Raw genomic sequence first — 20867 nt, 5'->3', positions numbered from 1 at the left:
TCCATCACCTGAGTCGCTGCTTCTTGGGCCCAGGTGACGGCTCTGTCCCCTCTGTGAGTCGTTCAGGCCTGGTGGCTGTTCGATGCTTGGTCTTGAGCGGCATGCTGATTCCGTAGCTGCTGTAGTTCATCGAGTTCTTGTTCGAGGACTTCAGCGATCCGGAACATCCCGCCCTCCCGCTCACGCTCGACAGGCGGTGGGAGGACCTCTGGTTCCGGCGGTTGTTGCGCAGCCAGGATCTCGCGGGCGCGTTCCTGGGCCTGCGTCACCCGGGTCCAGCAACAGCCGCAGAAATAGCGGAACCTGTCCTTCACTTTGGGAGTGGTCATCGCGACGCTCATCAGCTCTTCGAGGTCGGTCATCGTCAGCCCAGCCGCGAGGATCGAGCGCACCGACTCGCCGAAGTTGGCGGGCAGTTCGAAGGTATGTTCCGTGCCTTTGAAGTCGGTCCAGGTCCAGTCTTCCCACATGTCACGGAAATCGTCGGCGAGCTGGCGGTCCTGCGTGTAGGCCGCGGCACGCTCCTGAGCGGCCACAGCCATAGCTCGCGACCACGCCACAGCCGAGGCGTCCACCTCGGCGACAAGCGGAGCGTCGGGAACCGTCGAGGTCTTTCCGCTGTTGCAGTCCCAGCAGGCCGCGACCAGATTGCTCGGATGGTCAGTTCCGCCGAGAGCGGTTGGCACCACGTGGTCGACGGTGAGCTCCACCTCGGGCGCTCGTGCTCCGCAATACCGGCACCTGTGCTCGTCACGGCGCAGCACCTCGAAACGAACCCGCTTACTGACCGCCACCTCTGACTCCCCTGCTCTGGAAGAGCGAGAGCATACTCGACACCACCGACACGAAAGGTGTTCAGCGCGCCCATGTTCGAGAGCGCAGGCCCAGGCGGGTAAAGGCCCGGACAACGCTGACATCCGCGCACGTGCGCTGGCCTAGGGTGTACCGATGCAGATCAACCTTCCGCTGTTCCTGACCGGCACGATCGCTTTGGGGGAACTCGAACTGTTCGTCAAGACCGCCCGCGACCTCGGCGCCACCGCCGAAACCGAGATCGAGGTGCGCGCGCTGGAGAACTACACCGACACCCTCGACGGTCTCTTCTTCGACAGCGACTCCCTGAAGGCTCCCACCACCCCGGCCCCAGCTCCGGCCACCGCAGAATCCTGAGCACAGGAGCTGTCGGCATGAGCAGAGCAGAATCCGGCCGCGCAGCCGGCTGCATCGCCTACAGAGCCCAGCACGCCTGCGCGCACGAGCCCGACCAGCAGATTCCGATCGCCGAGGCCGTCCGGGTGATCCAGGGCGCGTTGCAGAAGGAGGAAGACCGCATCAACGCTGCGATCCGGGCTGGTCGCTGCTTCTACGTCCACAACAAGATCCACACCGTGGACTGCCCCACCGTGCGCGCCACTCTCCAGCCCACGACGTCCTGGCGGTGGGTCACCGAGTCGGACGACCCCGATGTCATCGAGGCGCGCTACGGCGACATTCTCTATGACCGAGTGGACGGATTCGACTTCACCGTGGAGCGGCTCCACACCCGGGACGGAGTTGCGCGGTCGACGTTGAAGCTGTGCATGACCTGCGCCCCCGACGTCATCCCGCGAGTGGCGACCAAACGCCCGAAGAAGGTCTCCGGGCTTGGGGCGAGCGACCTGGGCCGCTTGCTAGACGGCCAGCCGATCGAGTCGATCACTCACGAGCCCGGCGTGGTCATCGTCCGCACGGCCCAGAACTCGCACCGGTTCGACTCGGCCGCTGCCGTTGTTCTCGATCCCGCTCCCAGTGCAGCAACGACGCCGACCCGCACCGAGCAGGGGCGGCAGGCCTCCGGCGTCTGACTACGCGGTGCACGAGTTCTCGTCGGCGTCGTAGTCCGGGCACCACCGGTAGTAGGTGGGGTCGAGGTTGCGGCTCACCGCCGCCCGCCCGTGCTGGGGGTTCCATCCCGTCCAGTGGCGGGTGTTGCACGGCCTGCACAGCGGGGCGCGGACGTAGCGGTGGGTGTGGCAGTGATCCCACACCTCTGCGCGGGTGCTCAAGCAGGCGGCGCACATGAACTCGTAGGGGTGCGGCCAGCCCTCGTTGCGGCGCCCGGCGCGGTCTGCGCGGTAGCGGTATCCGGTGAGTTCGCCACGGTAGATCACGGCGTCGAGGTCGCTGCCTCGGGGCCCGTGCACCACGGCGGAGCGGGTGTATTCACCCAGGTTGGAGTAGGGGTAGCCGTAGCATTTGCCGAAAATCGGGCGGATATGGCGTTGTGTCTGGTCGATGATCCGCTCGGCCTGTTGGGTTGAAACGATCGTCTGTCTCGCCACCGGCTCCTGGTGGGCGCGGCGTATCCGCCCAGCTCGCCGACGATCCGATTCGGGTCAGGACTCGTGTGGGACGTAAGGGCCCGCAACCCAAGGGTTGTCAGGAAGTGCGAAGTAGCGGGGTCTTTACGACAGGCTGGTGAATTCTCAGGCTCGTGGTGGAGCATTGCTGACGATGCGGTGGATGGTGGAGCGGCCGACGCTGTATTCCTCGGCGAGGTCAGCGAGGCTCGCGTCGTCGGCGGGGTCGTGGTAGCGGCGGTGGATTGTTTTCCGTGCCGTGAGAGGTAGTTTCGGCTGTTTGCCTTTGAGTCTGCCTTTTGCGCGGGCTTTGGCCATGCCCTCGCGGGTGCGTAGGTGGTTGAGGTTGGCTTCGAATTCGGCGACCATGGCGAGGGTTTGCAGGAACAGCTTGCCGAACGGGTCTGCCCAGTCGTAGATCGAGCTCCCGAGTCCGAACAGCACATCGCGCTCGCGCAGTTCGGTCAGGGTCTGGCCTGCTTCGGCCATGTTGCGTGCGAATCGGTCGAACTTCGTCGTGGTCAGCACTACCTGTCGCTCGTCGATGGCCGCTGCGGCGGAGGTGGCGGCGGCGAGTGCGTTGTCCAGGCCGGCCCGGTTCTTGCGGGTGGTCCCGGAGAACCCTTTGTCGATGAAGATCCGCTCGCGCGGCACTCCGAGCGCCAGTAGTTGTTCGGTTTGGATCTCGACGTCTTGTTCGTCGGTGGAGCAGCGGCAGTATCCGATGCGGAACGGCTCACCCATGCCGAAAGTGTTCCAGATGGCGGGGGTTGACCGGCACAGTTTGCGGAACACCTCTACGGAACACCGGTGTGCTGGGCCGATGTTCGTTCTGCGTGGTGTTCCGGTTACGGATCGGGTTACGGAACAGGTCAGGGGGGTGTTATCGGTGTGTGGGGGTGTGTTGTGGGGTGAGGAAGTGGTTGACGTCGACGATGAGGAACAGGGCGGTGGCGGTGGTGACCACGTGGGCGCGGTCGTTTTCGATGGTGGCTTTCAGGTGGAGTTTGCGGCCGTCGCGGGAGTGGATGTGGGCGCGGAGGGTGTAGGGGGTGTCGAGCAGGATCGGGGCGAGGTAGTCGATGGCGAGGTGGCGGGTGACGGCGGGTTCCCCGACGGTGTAGAGCAGGAGTCCGAACAGTTCGTCGAGGACGGTGGCGACCGCGCCGCCGTGGGCGATCGCTGGGGCGCCGACGTGGCGGGAGTCGAAGCGGTGGTGGGCGTAGACGCCGTGTGCGTCGCGTCGGGCGCGTAGCCGGTGGCCGTGGGGATTGGCCGGTCCGCAGCCCAGGCAGTGGTCGTGGTGGGGCGGCAGGTCGACGGAGTCGGGTGCGAGCACGGGGAAGGCGGGGATCCAGTCCGGGACCTGCCGGGGCTCGGGTGTGTCAGTGCTGGGTGTGTTCTCGGTCATGGGCGCTTTCTGTGAGTGTGTTTAGGCGGTGATGAGGATGTCGCAGTGGGCTTTGCCGTCGAGCTCGATCGGTGGGGTGGACAGCAGCCGGGCCAGCAGCGGTGACCGGCGGTGGTGACAGCCAACTGGCGCAGTACGGGCAGGGCCGGATCCGTCGGTGCCGACGATGCTCGTGCGGTAGCCCATCATGACGGGCGTCTTTCACCAGGAGGGGAGTGCGGTGCCGGTGAGGGCGTCCTGGTGTGCGGGCGCGGTGTGCGGCCGGGGGCCAGGACGGCCAGCACGATCGCTGTGGCGGTGGTGAGGGCGGCCAGTGCGAGCGCGGCCTGGCCGCTGCCGTGCACGAACGCGGCTTGAGCGAACTCGGCCAGCGGCGCGGCCACCGGTCCGGCCTGGTCGGCGACTTGCAGGGCGGCGGCCAGGGAATCGGCGACCGGGCCGCGGGCGGGCTCGGGTAGCCGGGCCAAGGCGGGCTGGATGCGGTGGGTGTAGCCGGCGGCGAGGACACTGCCGGCCACGGCGATCCCGATCGCGGCACCGATCTCGCGGGCGGCGTCGTTGACCGCGGCGGCGACCCCGTGTTTGGCCTCGGGGGTGTCGGCGACGATGGCATAGGTCGCCGGGGCGGTGCACAATCCCAGGCCCGCGCTCATGATCAGCAGCGGCCACAGCAGGTCGGGATAGTTTGCGGCGAGGGTCAACCGGCTCACCAGCACCAGCCCGGCGGCGATGGTGAGCAGGCCGGTCACGGTCATCACCCGTAATCCGACCAGGCTCGACAGCCACGGCGCGATCACCGAGATCGCGACCAGCGGCACCACCATCGGCGCCAGTGCCAGCGCCGAGGCCAGCGGCCCGTAACCGAAGATCAGCTGCAGGTACTGCACCAGCAGCAGGAACACTCCGAAGGTGACCAGGAACTGGATGGTCACCGACAGCGACCCGGCACCGAAACCGCGGCGGGTGAACAACCGCACGTCCAGCAGCGGCGCCGCGCTGCGCAGTTCGACGACCACGAACGCCACCGCCGCGGCCACACCGATCCCGGCCGCGGCGGCGACGAGCGGGTCGGCCCAGCCGCGTGCGGGGACCTCGATCGCGGCGAACACGATCGCGGCGACCGCGACCGCCACCGTGCCCGCGCCGACCCAGTCCACCGGCGGATGCTCACGGTGGCGGGATTCGGCGATGGTGCACGCCAGCACCGCCAGCACCGTCCCGGCCACGGTCAACCCGACGAACACCGAGGGCCACGACCATCGTTCGAGCAGCACCCCGGCACCGAGGATCCCCAGCACCGCCCCGGATCCGGCGACCCCGGCCCATATCCCGACCGCCCGGCCGCGATGAACAGGGGCGAACCCCGCGGTCAGGATCGACAGCGTCGAGGGCATCACCAGCGCCGCGCCCGCCCCGGCCAGCGCGCGCGTCGCGATCAGCCACACCGGCTCGTCCAGCAGCAGCGGCAGCGCCGAGGCGGCGGCGAACACCACCAACCCCGCCACCAGCACCACACGGCGCCCGTAACGGTCACCGACGGCGCCGGCGGGCAGCACCAGACACGCCAGCACCAGTGTGTAGCCGTCGACGATCCAGGTCAGCTGAGCTTGGGTGGCCCCGGTCGCGACCGCGATCTGCGGCAACGCCGAATACAACGCCGCCATCGCCGCGACCACCAGCGCCACCGCCAGGCACGACACCGTCAGCATCCACCACTCGGCCCGGGTCCACCGGGCGATCTCGACAGTGTCCGTCCCAGGCGTGTCCACCGGCACCTCCCGACTTTAGAGACCGATAGTCTCTGTGCGAGACCATTCGTATCATAGGGGTCGGGGTGTGGGATAGAGTCCACTCACACCCACAGCCGCACGGCACGAACCGGAGGAACACGCGTCCATGACCGACCCGCACCCCGCGGACGACGAGCAGGCCGATCCGCGGCTGGCACGCTCACGCAACCGGTTGCTCGACGCGGCCACCCATCTGCTGTCCACCGGCGGTGTCGAGGCGGTCACCGTCGAAGCGGTCACCCGCGTATCGAAAGTCGCGCGCGCCACCCTCTACCGGCACTTCGGCAGCACCACCCATCTGCTCGCGGCGACCTTCGAACGGCTGCTCCCCCACGTCGACGCCCCCACCGGCACCACCCCGGTACGCGAGCAGCTCCTCACGCTGCTCACCACCCAAGCCGACCTCATCGAACAGGCCCCGGTACAGATGACCACCCTGGCCTGGCTGGCCATGGGATCCATCGACGACAACCACACCGACCCGGCCGCGCTCACCTCACTACGCGCCCGCGTCATCGAGCAATACCGCCGACCGTTCGACCAGATCCTCACCAGCCCCGACGCCCGCGCCACACTCGGCGAACTCGACACCACCTTCGCCATCATCGAACTCCTCGGCCCGATCGTGTTCGCCCGCCTCACCGGACTACGCACCATCGACCACAACGACTGCGCCCGGCTCGTCGACAACTTCCTCACCGCTCACTCAACAGCCACCGCATCAACCAGCCCGACCGGCACCGGCAGGCCGTAACCACAGATCGGCCGCGCAGTCAGAACAAGGTGTCACGCACCCGCAGCGGCCGGTACCCGGTCGGGCCCAGCTGGGCCAGCTCGGCGTCGATGTCGACCTCGATCGCGCCGAAGAAGTTGATGTTGGCACTGTGCGCTGGGGAAATATGGGCCAGGACCTCGTCATCGATACGCTGCCCGGCGCGGCGCATCTGATCGACAGCGAGCCCGTAATACTCTGTGGTCCAGGCGATCACAGCGTTGGTCGCCAAGGTCAGGCACCAGGCTTGCTCGGTCTGGTCCTCGAGATGGCGCGCCCGGATCATCCCCTCGTGGGCATAGAGCAGGTCGCGGCGCAGCGCGTGCAGCGACTCGCCCTTGTTGAGCTGCCGCGAGATCTTGCGCCGATAGTCCGGATCGGAGAGGTACCTCGCGGCGTAGATGGTGCGCCGCAGCGCCCCGTACTCCTTGAGCGCCGCGGCCAGAGTGTTCTGCCGCCCCGACGCCGACAGCTTGCCGACCAGCAGCGACGCGGTGGCGTGCCCGAACTTCAGCGATCCGGCCAACCGCAGCAGACCGTCCCAGTGCTCGGCGATCAAACCCAGGTTGGCCTTGCGGGTCATCAGCGGGCCCGCATGCGGGAACCGGGCCTCGGCCTGCGCGCGCGGGCCCGGCCGGTACAGGGTGATCCGGCCCAGGTCCCGGATCCGTGGCGAGAGCTGCATCCCGAGCAGGTCGAACAACCCGAAGTTGACCAGGGTGACCCCGTGGGTGTCGGTGGCGTGCTCGGTGATCGGCAGATCCGCGGCGTTGCCCAGGATCTCATCGAGCACGTAGTGGGCTTCGCGTTTGGTCGCCACGATCACCTTGGTGCCGTAGGTGGCATGCTGATCGGTGACATGGGTGTAGGTCGACAGGCCCTCGCTGGCGAAATACCGGCTCAACGGCCTGGCCGTGGTTGATTTCCCGCGCGTCGGGAATCGCTGCCCGTCGCTCGACGACAGCGTTCCGGCACCGAACACCAGGGTCAGCGGTAGCCGCTGGTGGTAGTCGATCAGCGTGAGGTTGGCCGCGCGCAGGGTCTCCTCGCGCACATACCACTCGTCGGTCCAGGTCAGGATGTCGTAGGTGATCCCGCATGCCTCGGCCATCCGGGTCAACCCCAGGTTCGTCGAGTGCGCCAGCAGCACGGCGATCAGGTTGCGTTTCAACTCCGGTGTGCGGGTGGCCTGGCCGCCGGCGTGGGTGAAGCAGTCCAGGTAGCCGGTGCGTTTGTCCAGCTCGATCAACAAGGAAACGATCGGCGCGAACGGCAGCATCTCGGTCAGCTCGGCCTTGAGCGCGATCGCCTCGGCGGGAACATCTTCCGCGGTCAGTGGCGAGATCACCAGATCCCCGCCTTCGTCCACCCTGACCGGGCCGTCCCCGCCGGCCAGCACCGCCTCCAGCTCGCCGACCGCGTCGTGCAGTTCGGCGACCACGGCGGCCAGCGCGACGCCGGGATCGGCGGATCGCCCGACCAGGCGGCAGAACTCGCCGCGTTGCGGTTCCCACTGCCCGGTGGTGATCAGGTAGGCGGCCGGGTCGGCGTAGCGGCGCGAGCCGGGCACGAACACATCCCCGCTGCGCAGCCCGTCGCGCAGTCCGAGCAGTACGCACAATTCCCAGTAGTGCCGGTACGCGGTGGCGCTACCGGTCTTTCGGGCCTCGTCGAGGTAGCCGCGCCATTTCGTCGGCACGAACCCGGTCGGGGCGTCGTCGAAGACCTTGCGCCGCCCGGTCGCGTTCAGCTCGCGCAGCATGTTCACCGCGATCAGCAGCTCGGTAGCGGCGGTGCCGCCGGCGAAGCGCACCGCTTCAAGCACTGCGGGGGTGAACTGGCGCAGGTAGTTGTAGGAGGAATCCAGCGCTGCCAGATGCCCGTGATCACGCGGCAACCTGGGTTTGGCCTGGGCGATCGCCGCGCGCAGGCGTTCCCACCCGATCTTCTCGCCGCGGATCAGCGCGCCGATCTCCTCATCAGCCACCGTCGGGTCGGTGACGATTTCCAAGAGATCGTCCAGCAGCGCCTGGCGGTCCTCGCCGGTCTTGCCGCGCTCGGCCAGCTGCTGCTGCATCTTCCGTTCGGCGGCACCGAACTTCGCCGAGATCGCCTGATCGAACAACGCCACGACCTCATCGAGCACATCGGTGCCCGACTGGGCCAGCACCGTGAGCAGGATCGGATACCGGCGCTGCGGATCCCGACGCTCCAGGGCTTGCGGACTCAGACGCCGGCCCATCGTGGCCAAGAACCGGCGCCGCTCGGCGGGCAGCACCGACAGATCCAGCCGATCAGCACCCAAACCCCGCAGAAACCCCAGCTTGTCGACCTCGGCGCGGACCGCAGCCGCCGACGCCTCCACCGGCCCGGTCGACAGCCACCGCAACCGCGAGATCCCCAGCGACGCGTCCGTGACCAGCAAGCCGTCCAACTCCGCACACCGCGCCGCAGTGAACTCGTGAGCGAGCCGGTCATAGGTTTCGGTCTGGGCCTGGTGCCGGGCGTGGGCGACCCGCTCCACCACGGTGACAGGGCCCGGCCGGATCACCTTCGCCGAGATCAGATACTCACACGCCAGCCGGAACAACAGAGTCGGGGAATCGTGCTCCATCGCCCGCGCGAGCAGGAACTCGTCGAGCTCCTTGAACTCCAGCGCACCGGCCGCACGCCATCCCAGGTATTGGGCGGCCAGGCGCACATGCTCGGTGCGGGTCTTGGCTCGCCTGCCATAGGCACCGATCACCACCGGGTCGACCCGCAGCTGCTCGGCGAGGCGGGCCACCGCCACCGGTGGGGCCGTGACCAGCCGATCCGGCACGAATCCCAGCCACGGCAGCGTACACAACGCGATCGCCAAGCCCAGCCGTTCGGCCGGTCCCCGGCCGCGGCCCGGATCCACGAACGCCAGATCCGCCGACGTGAGCGTGAAGTATCGAAACAGCTCCTCGCGGCTGATCTCCGGGAATCCCCGCAGACGTTCCAATTCCTCGTCCGCGAACATCCGCGTCGCCACGAACCCCAGCCTCCACCAGCGCCGACCAACACCATCACCGGCAGCCAAGCACCAACCAGCCGACAGCGCATGCCGAACCCGAAACCCGATGCCTACCAGGCGGCTACGCCATATCCGCCTGATTTTCGGCGGATGCTACGGCTACCCCGAGTACACGACGTCGCCGATCGTCGCGACCCAGCCGTCGGCGTTGGTCGATCCGTGGGACAGCCCCAGGCACGCGCACTCGCACTCCGATCCGACCGCCTCCAGGCAGGCCGTGGTGCAGCGAGACAGCTTCTGCATGTCCCGCACCAGCACGACATGGCCGTAGCGGTCGACCGCGGCGGTCACCAGCCGGTTCAAGCAGCTGCGGGGCAGGAGCCACCGATCGCTTTCCAGCTGCGGGGAGCGGATGTTCACCGACTCGTGCAGCCAGCGCCGATTCCCTCTCTGAGGAGGGATCTTCGCGACGACCTGCCCGTCGACAGGCAACCACACCAACGCCACCCCCGGCGCGGTGATCACCCGCCCGCCCTGAATACGGACCTCCGGCATCCGGTCCCCCATCAGACGAGAATGACACGAGGGTCCGACCAAAAGCGCCGCCTCCGTGGGCAACTGCCCATCTCGTTATCCACGGGCGCCGCACGAGACCGTCAGCGGCTCCGCAAGGCGCGAAGTCGGTACCCGATCGCATCCTGTACCCATGAGCGACTACGTCTCGGTGAACGACGCCAACGCCGGATCCGCGAAGGCGGCGGGCTGGCCCGACCTCACCGGTACCCCCAAGCAGATCGCGTGGGCAATCACCTGCCGCGCGAACAAAGTACGCGAACTGGAAGCGGCGAACCTTCCCGAGGCGGAGAAGGCCCGGTGGCGCGAAGCGATGCTGCGCGAGACCCGCGCTGGCGAATGGATCGACTACCGCAACCAGCCCTGGGCCGCTGCGGGCCTGGCCAACCTCACCGAGGACGAACGCAACGCCCTCTTCGGCTTCTGAACGGCGACAGCGTGCGGCCACGGTCCGCCACGGAACAGGACCAGCCGTGTCCGCGTGATCTTCTCTTCCCGCGCGGCGGAGCCGCACGCAGCACCTACTCGCATGCTCCCCGGAGGGAGTTCTCCCCCTGCATCCGTCCCTGAACAGAAAGGAACCCCGGCGATGTGCCTGACCGCCGAGGCGGCCGGTATGGATCGTTCCGGGGTTTTCTGCCTCCCAGTATAGCCTCGGCGATCGTGACGACAATTCCCGCCCGATGGTCGGCCGCCGATCTGCGGCGATTCCTGTCTGCCGGCCGGTTCGACCGCTACGCCCAGGTCGCCGGATCCGACGCGGCGGGTGAGCGGCTGTACGAGTGGAACCAGCTCGCCTCCGGGGCGTGGCACGAAACGCTCGGTTCGTTCGAGATCGTGCTGCGCAACGCTCTCGACGCCCAGTTGATCAGCTACCACCAGCGGGTCCTCAACGGCAACGGTGACTGGTATGCCGACCCGAAGATGCCGTGGGGCACCAAGTCCCGGCTGGCGCAGTCGGTCCGCAAGGCACGCGAGCGGGCGACCCTGAACTACTCCATCTCCGAGGTCCACGGCAAGGTCGTCGCCGAGCTCACCTTCGGATTCTGGCGCTACACGCTGGCCAATACCTTCCAGGGCACCCTATGGGCGCAGGCGTACCGGCACGCCTTCCCGCATCTGCGGCCCAGGAAACGGATCGCGGTCTACGACCCGATCGTCGACCTGCACGAGCTGCGCAACAGAGTCGCCCACCACGAACCGATCCATGCCGTCGACCACGCCGTGCGCCTCAGCGAACTGTTGCAGGTCCTTGGCTGGATCGACCCGGCCGCCGCAGCCTGGGTCGACGCCACATCACGGATACCGGCTGTACTCGCCAACCGGCCCTGACCTCGACAGCGCCGGTCCTCCGGCACGGCTACAACTACGTAACCGGGGGCGGAAATCCGGGGTAGGTCCTGCGCGGGTCGTACTGCCCGCTCTGCAGCGCTGCCCGATAGCCCTCGTGGTCCCCGCAGAAGTGGTAGGAGCAGCTGCCGTCGCTGAAGACCCTGGCTCTCGGATGATCATCGGTAACGTAGAGAGCGACTGCTTTCCCCTGCTCCTCCGCCGCCGCAATCTTCTCCCGCATGGCGCGCTCTTCGGCCTCGCGCTCACGCGCTTCGCGGCGGGCGGTCATCGTTGCCGAGCGGTCCAGCCGCCGTTGCGTCCACCCTCGCTTCACCCTGGGGGCGAGGGATTTGGTCGAGCCCATCACCGCGGCCGCGGTGGTAGTGGCGGTGATCGAAGCGAAGATCGTCTCCCAGATTGTCATGACGCGGAAGCTACGTGAGAGGGGTGCACGAGATCGCGATCGTCAGTGATGCACTCGGCGGGCAGTGCGGATCCTGCGGGGCGTGGTGGTCGAACTCCTCGACGCGCTGGGGCCGGTCCTGCCAGCTGCCGGACGGTCCCGGGAGCCGGTGAACCGACCCTGGTGATCACCGGCTAGAACGGAGGCTCCTCGTCGACGCCGCGGCCTGCACCGAAGCTTCCAGTCGCGGGTGCGGTACCCCAAGGGTCGTCGTCCACCGTGGACTTTCGCGAGCGCCCGAACGCTGCAGCTGCTTCTGCCGCCTCCTTTGCTTCCTGGCGGGCCTTCTCAGTTCGGGTTCGTGGCATCGGGGGCAACCATCCGCTCCGGGCGAGGCGGTGTCGTCGGTGGAGCTCGTCGCGGTGAGACCGGGGCGGTTCCCAGTCGCGGCCGCGGTAGTTGTCTTCGTCGGGCTCGACGTCATCGGGATCTACGTCGGCGATCTGACACAGCGCCAAGAAGATCACCTCCACGGTCTCCCACTGCGGAAGTGTGAGCGCCAGCAATGTGCGCCGGACGGTCTCGTGGTTGGCCGAGCCCTTCTGTTGATCCTCGGGCAGTTCGTTGATGACTTGGGCGATCTTCCTCATGGGCGGCTCGTCGGCCGCGATGAAGAAGCGCCACAGCATGTCGATGAACTGATCGTGGTTCTCGGGCACCTCGGTCGGTCTGTACAGACGTGGTGGCACAGGTCGTCTCCTTCTCGACCAGATAAGGCTACGGACGACATTCTTTGACTACCAAAAACACGTCTTCAACTCGGTTCGACTACACGTGATCCGCCCAGAATCACGACGCGACTTTCTTTGAATAGCACTCAAAACCGCAGTTCAACATAGGTATTGGGTGCCAGCAGGCGCCGGGCCGCTCCAGAACGGAGGGTCGGGAATGTCGCCCTCGCGGGGGCGACCACGGTGGTGGGAGGTCGTTGATGTACGAGGACATCGGTCAGCAGTGGCATCGAGTGCTGGCCGAACGGAACAGGCTGCGAGACCATTTGCGGGCGTTGGCCGAGGCGGTGGGTCGGCATCACGATGAGCACCACCCCGGGGCCGCGCGGTGGTGCGACGCCGAGCCGTGCCGAGTGCTGTTCCGGCTCAGGTGAGGTCGTGCACCGGCACTATGGTCGCGGCCTCAGCGGCTTTCACTTCACCATGTATGACGGCCAGGCTGATCCCGACTCCGCGCGCGATCTCGCGCAGGGATTGGCCTTCGGCACGGCGGGCCAGGATGGCGCGGCGCTTGTCGTCGTCGATGACGGTGGGACGGCCGCCTTTGCGGCCGCGGCGTGCGGCGGCGTCGAGGCCGTCGCGGGTCTTGCGGGCGATGTCGCGGCGCCGGTCCTCCGCAAGCGCGAGGGCCAGGTCCAGGATGAGGCTGCGTTCGGTGTGCTCGCCGGCGGCGATCCCGTGCAGGATCTTCACGGCGACGCCTTGCTGGAACAGGTCGTTGAGCACGAGCAGGCCTTCGAGCAGGTTGCGGCCGAGCCGGTCGGCTTCCTGCACGGTGAGCATGTCACCCGGCCGCATGTAGTCGAGCGCGGCCTGCAGGCCCGGCCGTTCGGCGAGTTTGAGTTTGCCGCTGACCTTCTCCTCGAACACCTTCACGCAGATCGGATCCAGGTCGTCGTGCTGGCGTGCGGTCTCCTGTCTGCTCGTGCTCACCCGGACCAGACCGACCAACGCCATGACAACCCCTCCGCCCGTTCGGGAAACGTGTTCGAGAACCGGGTGTGAGAGTACCTGTTTCCGAACGGGTTTCCGAACATCCGGTCCTGCGGGTGCGTCATCGACGCCCGCTCACGGCCGGATGTTCGGAAATCGACCGATTTACGAACGACGGTGCTCGGGCCTGGACAGGCGGCAGGTATCACTTCTGGCCTATCGGGCGGTTCGGAGCAGATCTACGGCTTCGTCCATTCCATACAACCGGATGAGGGAGTCCATCACCTGGGCGACTGTCGTCGGCGGGCTTTGGCGTCGGCACACGATGGCCTCGACTGCCCGGAGAGCGGTCTCGGGTGATACGGCCACGGTATCGGCCGCGAATTGTGCGGGTTTGATGACCTGAATGTGGTTCGGCACCGCAGATTGGGGGAAATGCTTCACGTTGTCGGTCACGATGGCCCCGGCACCACCGACGAGCGCAGCGGCGATGACATGTTCGTCGTCGGGATCCTGCAGACCGAAGGTGCCCTCGTGGGGTTCCCAGCCTTCCACGAGGGCGTCGTCGAATGCACCCTGCATCTGCGAGATGAGCCGCTTAGCTCGCTCTGAGGCCTCCCCCAGGTCGATCCCATGCCGCTGGGCGAGCTTGAGGGCCTCGTGGGTCTCCAGCTCATCGAGGATCGCGTCCGACCATAGCGGTCGATATAGACCCTCTATCGCCAGCGACAGCAGAAAATCACGCTGGAGGCTGGGCCACAGGACACAGGTATCCAAGACAGCGGCGAACATGCCGGGATTATTTCAGCCCTTGGCCTTTCGGCGTCGCTCGGCAACGAGATGGCGGACTTCACGCAACTGCTCGCGCACCTTCTCTGGGTTTTCTTCGGCGTCGATGTCGACCTCCATCGCCGCCAGCGCGTCATACTGCCGCCGACGCCGGGCTTCCCGGTATGTCAAGACATCGTCCAGGCGCAGCCGATGACGTGTGCTTACACGTTCGGCGGGCAGCTCCTGCTTGTCAATCAGCCGGATCACGGTCGGCCGACTGATTCCCAGGAGGTCTGCTGCCTGTTGCGAGGTCAGGGTCATGCTGTGTGGAGCGACGGTGACCGCTTTGCCGGCCATCAGGGAGGCGACGATCTGCTTCAGCGCCTGGTGGACTTCCGCCGGGAGCTCAATCCGGTCGTGCTCGTCGATCCCGACCAGCGCGTAACAGGGGTTCGGCTTCGCGCCGGACTCCCTGAGTCGTTCATGGGCAGCGAGGAAGCTGAATACGGATGCGAGGCTCTCTCGGTCCCCATCCGGGATGAAGGTCCTTTCCTCCAACGCTTGCGCAGTCACGAAACCTCCTCATTCGAACGTTTCGAAAGATGTTTCGGAACGTTCGATTATTTTGGCAGTCTTGGATACAGATGTCGAGCCCGAACTGATCACATGTCGATATCACACTCAGGGCGACCGAACCGCGACCAACCAGGGGTTATGGGTCTCACAGCTCTGGGCCGTGGTGACGACTATGGTCCTGGCCAGCCTGCAGATGCACCAACGCGGATCCCGGATGCCCACCTCTTCAGCGGGGTGCAATCACCTCCGGCTGATGCCCGCACTCGGGCCGCAGCGCCTCGTCGTACCCACCCAGGGCGCCGACACGCTCCACCAGCACCGCAACGACGGGACCGGCGCCGTCGCGGCCGCGGATCCCCCGAATCACCGTGCCGGACAGCCACCGCGCCGCCGGATCCTCGCCGGGTAGCCCGTGGCCATGCGCGTCGGCCACCAACCGACCTTGTCACCCATCCGCAGATTTCGAACACATGCTCGATAACACTATTCCTCCAATGCGGGAGCCCATACTGTCCCGCGCAGGTCACGCCGCGAATTGCGGACGTGACGTGCCCGGTGCTTGCTAAGGTGTCGCTCCTGGAGATCGCGGGGTTACGAGGCCAGCTGGCGAGAGTGGGGGCGGGGTGGGCAGGGACAATTGGCCTTCGCACAAAGCGAAAAGGATGCTCCAGATCCTCAAGAAGGAGCTCGGCTACCGCGCGGTACCGCACAGTGGACCTGGCAGTCATACTTGGCTGGAGGCAGAGGGTCGTCCCAGGATCCGCTGGGCCTTCCACAACGGAGTCGAGATCCCCGCTGTGATCGTCCGCGACATCCTCGTCAAACAGGCCGGCCTGACCGTCGAGGAAGCGAAGGAGGTGCTCGGTGTCGACTGACCTGCATCTCATCTATACCAAAGCCGGGGAAGGTGGCTGGACGATTCAGTCTCCCCAGATCCCCGAACTAATCGGTGGACGGAAAACTGCCGAGGACCTGCTCCAGGACACCCCAGCGATCATCGAGTTCGCGAAGGACCCGGACCAACATTTCGACCGCATGTTCGCCCATGAGCAGCATTGGATCGAGGACCCGGCCGGGGACGAGTACCTGATCCGATGGTGCATCTCCGACGAAGCCGGGCCCGTCGATGAGCGTTATCAAACCGCTGGCCGACTCAACGCCGCAGTCCACGACGGATACGAGTCCGAGGAGAAGGCGCGCCAGCCGCAGTCGGTCACAGGGGAGCGACTGCTGCTGGTAGTCCTCCCCTCCGACACTCTGGGATGGATCACCGATCAACTCGGCCCGAGCGGCTGCGCTGTCCTGTGCCACCACGAAGGCGAGGGTGCCATCTGGTCGCTGCCCATCGGTTCCACCGGCATGGACAGACAACAGCGTTGGGGGTTCGAGCGTCTCGGTCTGACGCCGCAGAGCACCTTTGCGGAAATGCTCGATGCCGTCATGTCCAGCGAGACGACCGAGCTCACCCGGATTGTCGAACCTGCCTCAGAGCCCATCGCGCGCGGCATGCCGCCCTCACCTTGACACCATCATCAGGGCTTCCTAACGGCTGTCGTAACTTCCCGCGGCCTGACAGATTGCTGACGTTGCCGCGTGCTGCCTGGTGACCGGCCACGCCACCCGAGCGGGCGCGGGCACCGCACCGACCTCCCGCCGATGAAGTCACCCTGCCGATCGAGGCTCGCGTTCAGAGGTTGTACAGGCCTTTCTTACAGTAGGAAAGCGGGCGGTCGAAGCCAGGTGGCTGGATGTACACGGTCTGAGCTGCACCTTTCGCCATGCCGCCTCGACAGCTCATAGACGGAGACGATCGGCCGAGGCTGCTATTGATCGCGGATCCGGAGAGATGATGGAGCACTACACGGCCGGTCAGGCAGGCCAAGTGCGCTCCCCGAGGATGCCGTCGCGCCGCGTCGCCTCGGGAGGTCGACGGGCGCGACGCGCCTGCTTCGGTTCAGCCGTATTGTGCAGCGAGGGCGGCCAGCCGCGTTCCGGCATCTGCAGCACCGAACTGGCAGATCGTGCCGGGGGCGCTCACGGTTCGTCGGAGGTCGTCATCGAGAGCGCGGCGGGCGAGGTCGCGGCTCGTCCAACGGACCGCTCGGCGATGACGCAGACGAGCGTCGCTGTCGTCGGCCCGGTACTCGTACTCCCCGGTGATGACCCCGATCGCGGCTCGGGGCACCTTGGCGCGGTCGAGGTAGGCCAAGACGATGGTGTCGCCGACCTGCATGTCCTGGCTGAAATAGTTCCAGTAGGTGACGAAGGCGCCGAACGCCTTCTCCGGCCGATCCTGGCCGTTCGGATGCGCCCGCAAGGCATCGCGCAGCTCCTGCTCGGAGCCGATCTCGGTGACCGGCCTGCCGATTTCGTCCTCGCTCATCGCCACGAGGCCGTTCTTGAGGAACTCCTTGGCCAGCGATGTCTCGTTCCATGCCCGTATCCGCCACGCCGGGCGCTGGCCTTCGGTGACAGGCAGGGTGGCCGTCGAGGGCTGCGGGAAGGTGAGGGGGTAGTCGGCGTCGTCGAAGGACGCGACCAACTGGAGGCGTCCTCCGAGCGCTTCGACGAAGCGGCTCACCGTCGACAACCGCGGGTCCTTCGCCCGCTCGGCACTTAGGACTGCGGCTTGTGACATGCCCGCGCGCCGTTCCAGATCTCCCTGCGACAGGCCTCGCTGCCGGCGTAGATGGGCGAGCGGCCGGGTCGAACTCTCATCACTCACGCCAACGACAATACATGTCCAAAAGGAACATGGTCGACAAGATTTTTCACAAATGGGTGCACCAGTTCGCGCACGCCCCATGACCTCGTCCAAGTCGGCACCCCGTGGGGTGAGTCGGCCGCGACCTCGCCGGCGAACTCGACGTGGCGCCGTTGGCCCGCCGCAGGCTGCCGGGTTCGCAGACCAGCGGCGCGTTCAAGCGCACCTCGGGCCGGTGGACCGCCGTACCCAGCGTCGCGGCGAGGCTCACGGAGCCTCCGCTCGCCGCCCGAACTGTGAACCGGCAGGTTTGTGGTCGAGGTACGCGTGCCAGTTTGACCGGCACCTCCTACTACCACTGCCCGAGCTCGTCGGCGTCTACTCGTAGTCGAGATCGAAGTCGTAGTCGTCGTCGGCTTCATTGCGGTCGGCCGCAGCCGCGGCGCGGTCGTCGAATCCGCTTCGTGCGGTTGCCGAGTCCGGGTCACGCTCGGCGGCGGAGCCGATCCGGTCGGCGGCTTCACGATCCATCGGGGTGCTGTCCATCGGGCTCACAACCTCTCGATCGAATGCGATCGGCACCGGGCGCGGATCGACCCGGGAACCGATCACGACAACGGGGTCACCAAGCAATCACCATGCACACAGCATCCACATCCTCTCCTGTCTGCGCGGCATTGCGGAGGAGCCGTGCGGGCGAGTCCCCGCCCACGCGTGGGCCGCCAGCGCCGACGCGGCCACGGCCTAAGCCCAGGTAGCACACCCTTCAGTTTCCGTATGCCTGAAAAACGGCGGCTGCTCCGGCGGGTCCTTCGGTGTTCAGTTTGTCCACGGCGAAGGCCAGTACCGGGTCGGTGCCTGTCTTGGCGAGTAGACGCAGGGTGTGGGGGCCGAAGGTGGGCATGCGACCGATTTCGGCTTTGAGCAGTGCGGTGGTCTCGTGGGGGAACTCGGTGGCGAGCCGCTGGGTCAGACTGCCTGCCAGGGCAGGCACGCGTTGAGCGATCTGTTCGAAGACGCTCATCGGCAGGTCGTCGCGGTCGGCGATAGTGATCAGCTTGGCGAGGTTGTCGACTGTGGTGGGCCGGGGGACCGCTTCGGCGAGGATGTCGCTCACTTTGGTGTTCCCGGTCCGTAGCAGCGCGTGGAGCAGGAGGGCCGCTGATGGGGGACGCTGGCCGAGCATGAGGTCGAGGGTTTCGAGGACTACACGCGATTCAGGGTCGGCGAGCAGGAGGTCGACGATCAGCTTTGTCACCGGTCCGTCTTCGGGCAGTACGCCAGGGTCTTCCCAGTCGTTGATGTCGGTCAACGCGCGGGTCAGGAGTCTCGCGGCGATGTCGGTGTTCTCGCGCATGAGTGAGGCGAGGAATTGGTCTCTCACCATGACGAACATCGCGAGGTGTCCGAAGCTGACGGTCTTCGGCCGCCGGGACACTACCTGGGTGACCACCGCGTGGAGGTTGGTGTGGGAGAGGAGCTCCGACAGTGCGCGTAGGTCGGCATCGGATGTAGGGCCATCGAGATGGTCGTGTAGCCGCGCTTCGGTACAGGTGGCGACCAGGAGGTGGTAGTGCACGTCGGTGTGAAGAGCTGGAATCGTCTGAGCGGCGTAGCTGTTGGCGCCGTAACGGTGGTAGGCGTCGAATACGGCTGTCACACAGGCGTCGACCGTTGTCAGGTCCTCCTCACGCAGCAGTTCGGTGATCAAGACAGCAACCAGCTCGGGCCCCTCGGGTGCGCTCGCGGCGATTCCAGCCAGGGAATCGGCGACCTCTGACGGACAGGCCGGACGCGGGTGGGTTCCCTTCTCCTCGCGGCGTCCCTCGTCCGATAACTCGTTGAGGTCGAACGCGTCGGTGCGGATCCGGTTCTTCTGCGCATCCTCGAGCAGGATCCGCATTTCTCGAGCCACCCGTGGGTGGGCTCCGCGGGCCAGCAGTCCTCCACGGCGACGACCGATTCCCGCGACCACCGGGTCCAGGGGCGGGACCTGTTCGGCTTCGTCCTCGGGGTCGGGCTCGGGGAGCTCGATCAGTGACCTGATGAGTGAGGCCGAGATGAACGCGCAGTCGCGCAACGCCTGCATGAGTGACTCGGCGCGGGTCCGGCCGAGCTCGTGCGCCACAGCCTCCACGAAAGCTGCGGCACCGAATCGGTCCTGGATGGCAGCCTTTGCCAGATCCGCGGCCAGCAACGCGTCATCGCCGCCGAAGCGTTTCTGGGCCGCAACGACCACGTCGGCCAGTTCAGTGCCTTCCCACAGCTGCGCCAGCAGCCAGGAACCCGATTCGCCGACCTCGACGTCGTCTATGTCGGCCTCGATGTCGTTCTCGTCCCCTGAGAAGGGTGGCGCGGGCGCTCCCGTGATCGCTGGAGTGTAGGCAGCCTTGAAGAGCGGGTCGAACCGCGTGTGGAGCTCCTCCAGCGGTGGACCACCAGCCTCGGCGACAGTTTTCAGGATCGCGGTGTAGAGGTGCTCGCCGGGTCCTGCGGCTCGCCGCATCTGAGCAGATAAGTCCTTACCCTCCAAAGGCAATCCCTGACGGCGACAGACCTCTGCGTAGTTGAGTCCTGCCTGCTCGAGAAGCTGCGCCACGGCTGCGAGGAAGGTCCGGGTCTCTTCGGAGAGGTTCTGCGGATAACGCTTCGGATCGGTTGTCAGCGGTCTCCCGGACTGGCGTGGACCCACCTGCCCCACCCCTTCATCCCGCCCACGGTTTTCGCGGGTTTTCCCTGGCGCAACGAGCCGAGATTATAGGCACGAAAACCCTCGGATTATCGCGGGATTGTCGCAAAAATGCTGGTCAGAGGGTTTTCCGAGTGGACCGAAATCCCTAGGGGGACGCAGACTTTGGGTACGGGTCGATCACGAGATCACCCGAACCGGAGTAGGTCTGCGATCACGGTTTGACGGTCGGGTCGCAGACCGACTCCGGGTCCGTGCCAGCAGAAAGGGGCCCGCACCCGATGATTGTCCTGCCCGAACCCACAGAAAGGAAAGACCCCGCCCACGTCGCACGCCGCCTGCTCGACCTGACCGCTTTCGGTCTCGTCCTGGCCGGCGTCCTGGTGATGGTCGTGATCGGCAAAGCCGACCCAACGGTCATCGCCGCGGCGGGAGCCTTCGTCGCCACCGTGTTCGGACTGTGGATCCGCCTCGCACGTCCGACACGCCGCGACAACAACAACAACAACAACCAGTAGGGGCACGGTCTCCTCGAGGAAGGCCCCGCCAGCTAGCTGCTGGCGGGGCCTTCCGATCCCGAAGCCACACCGGCCGCGATCACCAGGACTGCACAGACAGAACCGGAACGCGGCCACGGCATAGCAATGGGGTTCGGCTGCTGACGGCAGCCGAACCCCATTGCTGTTCAGGTGGCGCGGCGAAGGTGGCTCGCCGCGGTCTACTCCGAGTCGGGTGCTCGCCCTTCGCTCAGGGTGTCGCCGATCTCGCTCGCGGGTTGGAGAAGC

General features: G+C 66.6%; 25 protein-coding genes. 8 read left to right on the top strand and 17 right to left on the bottom strand.

Going from position 1 to position 20867, the window contains the following annotated elements; translation table 11 throughout:
• Nucleotides 1-62 precede the first annotated feature (62 nt).
• Nucleotides 63-794: an HNH endonuclease gene (locus IU449_RS27835; RefSeq protein ID WP_324188459.1), complete on the bottom strand. Its 732-nt coding sequence runs from the start codon at nucleotides 792-794 to the stop codon at nucleotides 63-65.
• A gap of 154 nt (nucleotides 795-948) precedes the next feature.
• On the opposite strand from IU449_RS27835, the gene IU449_RS27830 reads away from it, so the two are divergent.
• Both IU449_RS27830 and IU449_RS27825 read left to right on the top strand, forming a co-directional pair.
• The gene (locus IU449_RS27830; protein WP_195005146.1) at nucleotides 949-1170 is read left to right on the top strand and encodes a hypothetical protein; all 222 of its coding nucleotides are present in this window, start codon (nucleotides 949-951) and stop codon (nucleotides 1168-1170) included.
• 17 nt (nucleotides 1171-1187) lie between these two features.
• Nucleotides 1188-1844, top strand: a complete 657-nt coding sequence (locus IU449_RS27825) for a hypothetical protein (protein ID WP_195005145.1) — start codon at nucleotides 1188-1190, stop codon at nucleotides 1842-1844.
• Here the strand turns inward: IU449_RS27825 and IU449_RS29735 are convergent, their stop codons facing one another.
• The 5 genes from IU449_RS29735 to IU449_RS27800 all read right to left on the bottom strand — a co-directional run bounded on the left by IU449_RS29735 (nucleotide 1845) and on the right by IU449_RS27800 (nucleotide 5459).
• Entirely contained in the window at nucleotides 1845-2321 is a 477-nt protein-coding gene (locus IU449_RS29735; RefSeq protein ID WP_324188458.1) for an endonuclease domain-containing protein, read from the bottom strand.
• 144 nt (nucleotides 2322-2465) lie between these two features.
• Nucleotides 2466-3083: a recombinase family protein gene (locus tag IU449_RS27815; protein ID WP_040801230.1), complete on the bottom strand. Its 618-nt coding sequence runs from the start codon at nucleotides 3081-3083 to the stop codon at nucleotides 2466-2468.
• Between the two features lie 139 nt (nucleotides 3084-3222).
• A complete protein-coding gene (locus IU449_RS27810) occupies nucleotides 3223-3750 on the bottom strand; it encodes a PaaI family thioesterase (RefSeq protein WP_011212402.1) in 528 nt (175 codons plus the stop codon).
• Nucleotides 3751-3771: 21 nt separating this feature from the next.
• Entirely contained in the window at nucleotides 3772-3939 is a 168-nt protein-coding gene (locus IU449_RS27805; RefSeq protein ID WP_011212401.1) for a hypothetical protein, read from the bottom strand.
• Complete coding sequence (locus tag IU449_RS27800; protein ID WP_228788098.1) at nucleotides 3936-5459, bottom strand: MFS transporter; 1524 nt, start codon at nucleotides 5457-5459, stop codon at nucleotides 3936-3938. The genes IU449_RS27805 and IU449_RS27800 overlap by 4 nt, the downstream gene beginning before the upstream one ends.
• Nucleotides 5460-5646: 187 nt before the next feature.
• Between IU449_RS27800 and IU449_RS27795 the strand changes: the two genes are divergently transcribed.
• Entirely contained in the window at nucleotides 5647-6294 is a 648-nt protein-coding gene (locus IU449_RS27795; protein WP_195005144.1) for a TetR/AcrR family transcriptional regulator, read from the top strand.
• A 19-nt stretch (nucleotides 6295-6313) separates the two neighbouring features.
• On the opposite strand, the gene IU449_RS27790 is transcribed toward IU449_RS27795, so the two are convergent.
• Both IU449_RS27790 and IU449_RS27785 read right to left on the bottom strand, forming a co-directional pair.
• A complete protein-coding gene (locus IU449_RS27790) occupies nucleotides 6314-9328 on the bottom strand; it encodes a Tn3 family transposase (protein WP_195005143.1) in 3015 nt (1004 codons plus the stop codon).
• Between the two features lie 141 nt (nucleotides 9329-9469).
• Nucleotides 9470-9877: a hypothetical protein gene (locus tag IU449_RS27785; protein ID WP_195005142.1), complete on the bottom strand. Its 408-nt coding sequence runs from the start codon at nucleotides 9875-9877 to the stop codon at nucleotides 9470-9472.
• A gap of 139 nt (nucleotides 9878-10016) precedes the next feature.
• Here IU449_RS27785 and IU449_RS27780 point away from each other — a divergent pair, with 139 nt between their 5' ends.
• Both IU449_RS27780 and IU449_RS27775 read left to right on the top strand, forming a co-directional pair.
• Complete coding sequence (locus tag IU449_RS27780; protein ID WP_195005141.1) at nucleotides 10017-10310, top strand: hypothetical protein; 294 nt, start codon at nucleotides 10017-10019, stop codon at nucleotides 10308-10310.
• A 236-nt stretch (nucleotides 10311-10546) separates the two neighbouring features.
• A complete protein-coding gene (locus IU449_RS27775; protein WP_324188457.1) occupies nucleotides 10547-11215 on the top strand; it encodes a hypothetical protein in 669 nt (222 codons plus the stop codon).
• A gap of 34 nt (nucleotides 11216-11249) precedes the next feature.
• Here the strand turns inward: IU449_RS27775 and IU449_RS27770 are convergent, their stop codons facing one another.
• From IU449_RS27770 to IU449_RS27745, 6 genes are all read right to left on the bottom strand, one after another.
• Nucleotides 11250-11639, bottom strand: coding sequence for a hypothetical protein (locus tag IU449_RS27770; protein WP_195005140.1), 390 nt, complete (start codon nucleotides 11637-11639; stop codon nucleotides 11250-11252).
• Between the two features lie 173 nt (nucleotides 11640-11812).
• Nucleotides 11813-12367, bottom strand: coding sequence for a hypothetical protein (locus IU449_RS27765; RefSeq protein WP_195005139.1), 555 nt, complete (start codon nucleotides 12365-12367; stop codon nucleotides 11813-11815).
• 408 nt (nucleotides 12368-12775) lie between these two features.
• On the bottom strand, nucleotides 12776-13366 hold the full coding sequence (locus IU449_RS27760) for a recombinase family protein (protein ID WP_195005138.1): 591 nt from the start codon (nucleotides 13364-13366) through the stop codon (nucleotides 12776-12778).
• A gap of 192 nt (nucleotides 13367-13558) precedes the next feature.
• Nucleotides 13559-14134 carry a PIN domain-containing protein gene (locus IU449_RS27755; RefSeq protein ID WP_195005137.1) on the bottom strand — a complete coding sequence of 192 codons (576 nt, stop codon included), beginning with the start codon at nucleotides 14132-14134 and terminating at the stop codon, nucleotides 13559-13561.
• 12 nt (nucleotides 14135-14146) lie between these two features.
• On the bottom strand, nucleotides 14147-14686 hold the full coding sequence (locus tag IU449_RS27750; RefSeq protein WP_195005136.1) for a helix-turn-helix domain-containing protein: 540 nt from the start codon (nucleotides 14684-14686) through the stop codon (nucleotides 14147-14149).
• Between the two features lie 229 nt (nucleotides 14687-14915).
• Nucleotides 14916-15122, bottom strand: coding sequence for a hypothetical protein (locus IU449_RS27745; protein WP_195005135.1), 207 nt, complete (start codon nucleotides 15120-15122; stop codon nucleotides 14916-14918).
• Between the two features lie 229 nt (nucleotides 15123-15351).
• On the opposite strand from IU449_RS27745, the gene IU449_RS27740 reads away from it, so the two are divergent.
• Together IU449_RS27740 and IU449_RS27735 are read left to right on the top strand one after the other, a co-directional pair.
• Nucleotides 15352-15564, top strand: coding sequence for a type II toxin-antitoxin system HicA family toxin (locus IU449_RS27740; RefSeq protein WP_195005134.1), 213 nt, complete (start codon nucleotides 15352-15354; stop codon nucleotides 15562-15564).
• Entirely contained in the window at nucleotides 15554-16213 is a 660-nt protein-coding gene (locus IU449_RS27735) for a hypothetical protein (protein WP_195005133.1), read from the top strand. Before IU449_RS27740 ends, IU449_RS27735 begins: the two co-directional genes overlap by 11 nt.
• A gap of 430 nt (nucleotides 16214-16643) precedes the next feature.
• Here the strand turns inward: IU449_RS27735 and IU449_RS27730 are convergent, their stop codons facing one another.
• The 3 genes from IU449_RS27730 to IU449_RS27720 all read right to left on the bottom strand — a co-directional run bounded on the left by IU449_RS27730 (nucleotide 16644) and on the right by IU449_RS27720 (nucleotide 20094).
• Nucleotides 16644-17414 carry a helix-turn-helix domain-containing protein gene (locus tag IU449_RS27730; protein WP_324188456.1) on the bottom strand — a complete coding sequence of 257 codons (771 nt, stop codon included), beginning with the start codon at nucleotides 17412-17414 and terminating at the stop codon, nucleotides 16644-16646.
• 357 nt (nucleotides 17415-17771) lie between these two features.
• Nucleotides 17772-17939 (bottom strand): hypothetical protein, encoded by a 168-nt coding sequence (locus IU449_RS27725; protein WP_195005132.1) that lies wholly within the window; start codon nucleotides 17937-17939, stop codon nucleotides 17772-17774.
• 220 nt (nucleotides 17940-18159) lie between these two features.
• Nucleotides 18160-20094: a hypothetical protein gene (locus IU449_RS27720; protein WP_195005131.1), complete on the bottom strand. Its 1935-nt coding sequence runs from the start codon at nucleotides 20092-20094 to the stop codon at nucleotides 18160-18162.
• A gap of 269 nt (nucleotides 20095-20363) precedes the next feature.
• Between IU449_RS27720 and IU449_RS27715 the strand changes: the two genes are divergently transcribed.
• Nucleotides 20364-20600 (top strand): hypothetical protein, encoded by a 237-nt coding sequence (locus IU449_RS27715; protein WP_195005130.1) that lies wholly within the window; start codon nucleotides 20364-20366, stop codon nucleotides 20598-20600.
• Nucleotides 20601-20867: the final 267 nt, after the last annotated feature.

It is taken from the genome of Nocardia higoensis, assembly GCF_015477835.1.
In the GTDB taxonomy this organism is placed as follows: domain Bacteria; phylum Actinomycetota; class Actinomycetes; order Mycobacteriales; family Mycobacteriaceae; genus Nocardia; species Nocardia higoensis_A.
The sequence above is the reverse complement of the archived record's forward strand: the minus strand, read 5'-3'. Positions and strand labels throughout refer to the sequence as shown.

Bases quoted from the DNA above. Each gene is read 5' to 3' on its own strand.
- IU449_RS27830 (WP_195005146.1), top strand. From the start codon at position 949: ATGCAGATCAACCTTCCGCTGTTCCTGACCGGCACGATCGCTTTGGGG.
- IU449_RS27825 (WP_195005145.1), top strand. From the start codon at position 1,188: ATGAGCAGAGCAGAATCCGGCCGCGCAGCCGGCTGCATCGCCTACAGA.
- IU449_RS27815 (WP_040801230.1), bottom strand. From the start codon at position 3,083: ATGGGTGAGCCGTTCCGCATCGGATACTGCCGCTGCTCCACCGACGAA.
- IU449_RS27810 (WP_011212402.1), bottom strand. From the start codon at position 3,750: ATGACCGAGAACACACCCAGCACTGACACACCCGAGCCCCGGCAGGTC.
- IU449_RS27805 (WP_011212401.1), bottom strand. From the start codon at position 3,939: ATGATGGGCTACCGCACGAGCATCGTCGGCACCGACGGATCCGGCCCT.
- IU449_RS27800 (WP_228788098.1), bottom strand. From the start codon at position 5,459: ATGCTGACGGTGTCGTGCCTGGCGGTGGCGCTGGTGGTCGCGGCGATG.
- IU449_RS27795 (WP_195005144.1), top strand. From the start codon at position 5,647: ATGACCGACCCGCACCCCGCGGACGACGAGCAGGCCGATCCGCGGCTG.
- IU449_RS27785 (WP_195005142.1), bottom strand. From the start codon at position 9,877: ATGGGGGACCGGATGCCGGAGGTCCGTATTCAGGGCGGGCGGGTGATC.
- IU449_RS27780 (WP_195005141.1), top strand. From the start codon at position 10,017: ATGAGCGACTACGTCTCGGTGAACGACGCCAACGCCGGATCCGCGAAG.
- IU449_RS27770 (WP_195005140.1), bottom strand. From the start codon at position 11,639: ATGACAATCTGGGAGACGATCTTCGCTTCGATCACCGCCACTACCACC.
- IU449_RS27760 (WP_195005138.1), bottom strand. From the start codon at position 13,366: ATGGCGTTGGTCGGTCTGGTCCGGGTGAGCACGAGCAGACAGGAGACC.
- IU449_RS27755 (WP_195005137.1), bottom strand. From the start codon at position 14,134: ATGTTCGCCGCTGTCTTGGATACCTGTGTCCTGTGGCCCAGCCTCCAG.
- IU449_RS27740 (WP_195005134.1), top strand. From the start codon at position 15,352: ATGCTCCAGATCCTCAAGAAGGAGCTCGGCTACCGCGCGGTACCGCAC.
- IU449_RS27725 (WP_195005132.1), bottom strand. From the start codon at position 17,939: ATGGACAGCACCCCGATGGATCGTGAAGCCGCCGACCGGATCGGCTCC.
- IU449_RS27715 (WP_195005130.1), top strand. From the start codon at position 20,364: ATGATTGTCCTGCCCGAACCCACAGAAAGGAAAGACCCCGCCCACGTC.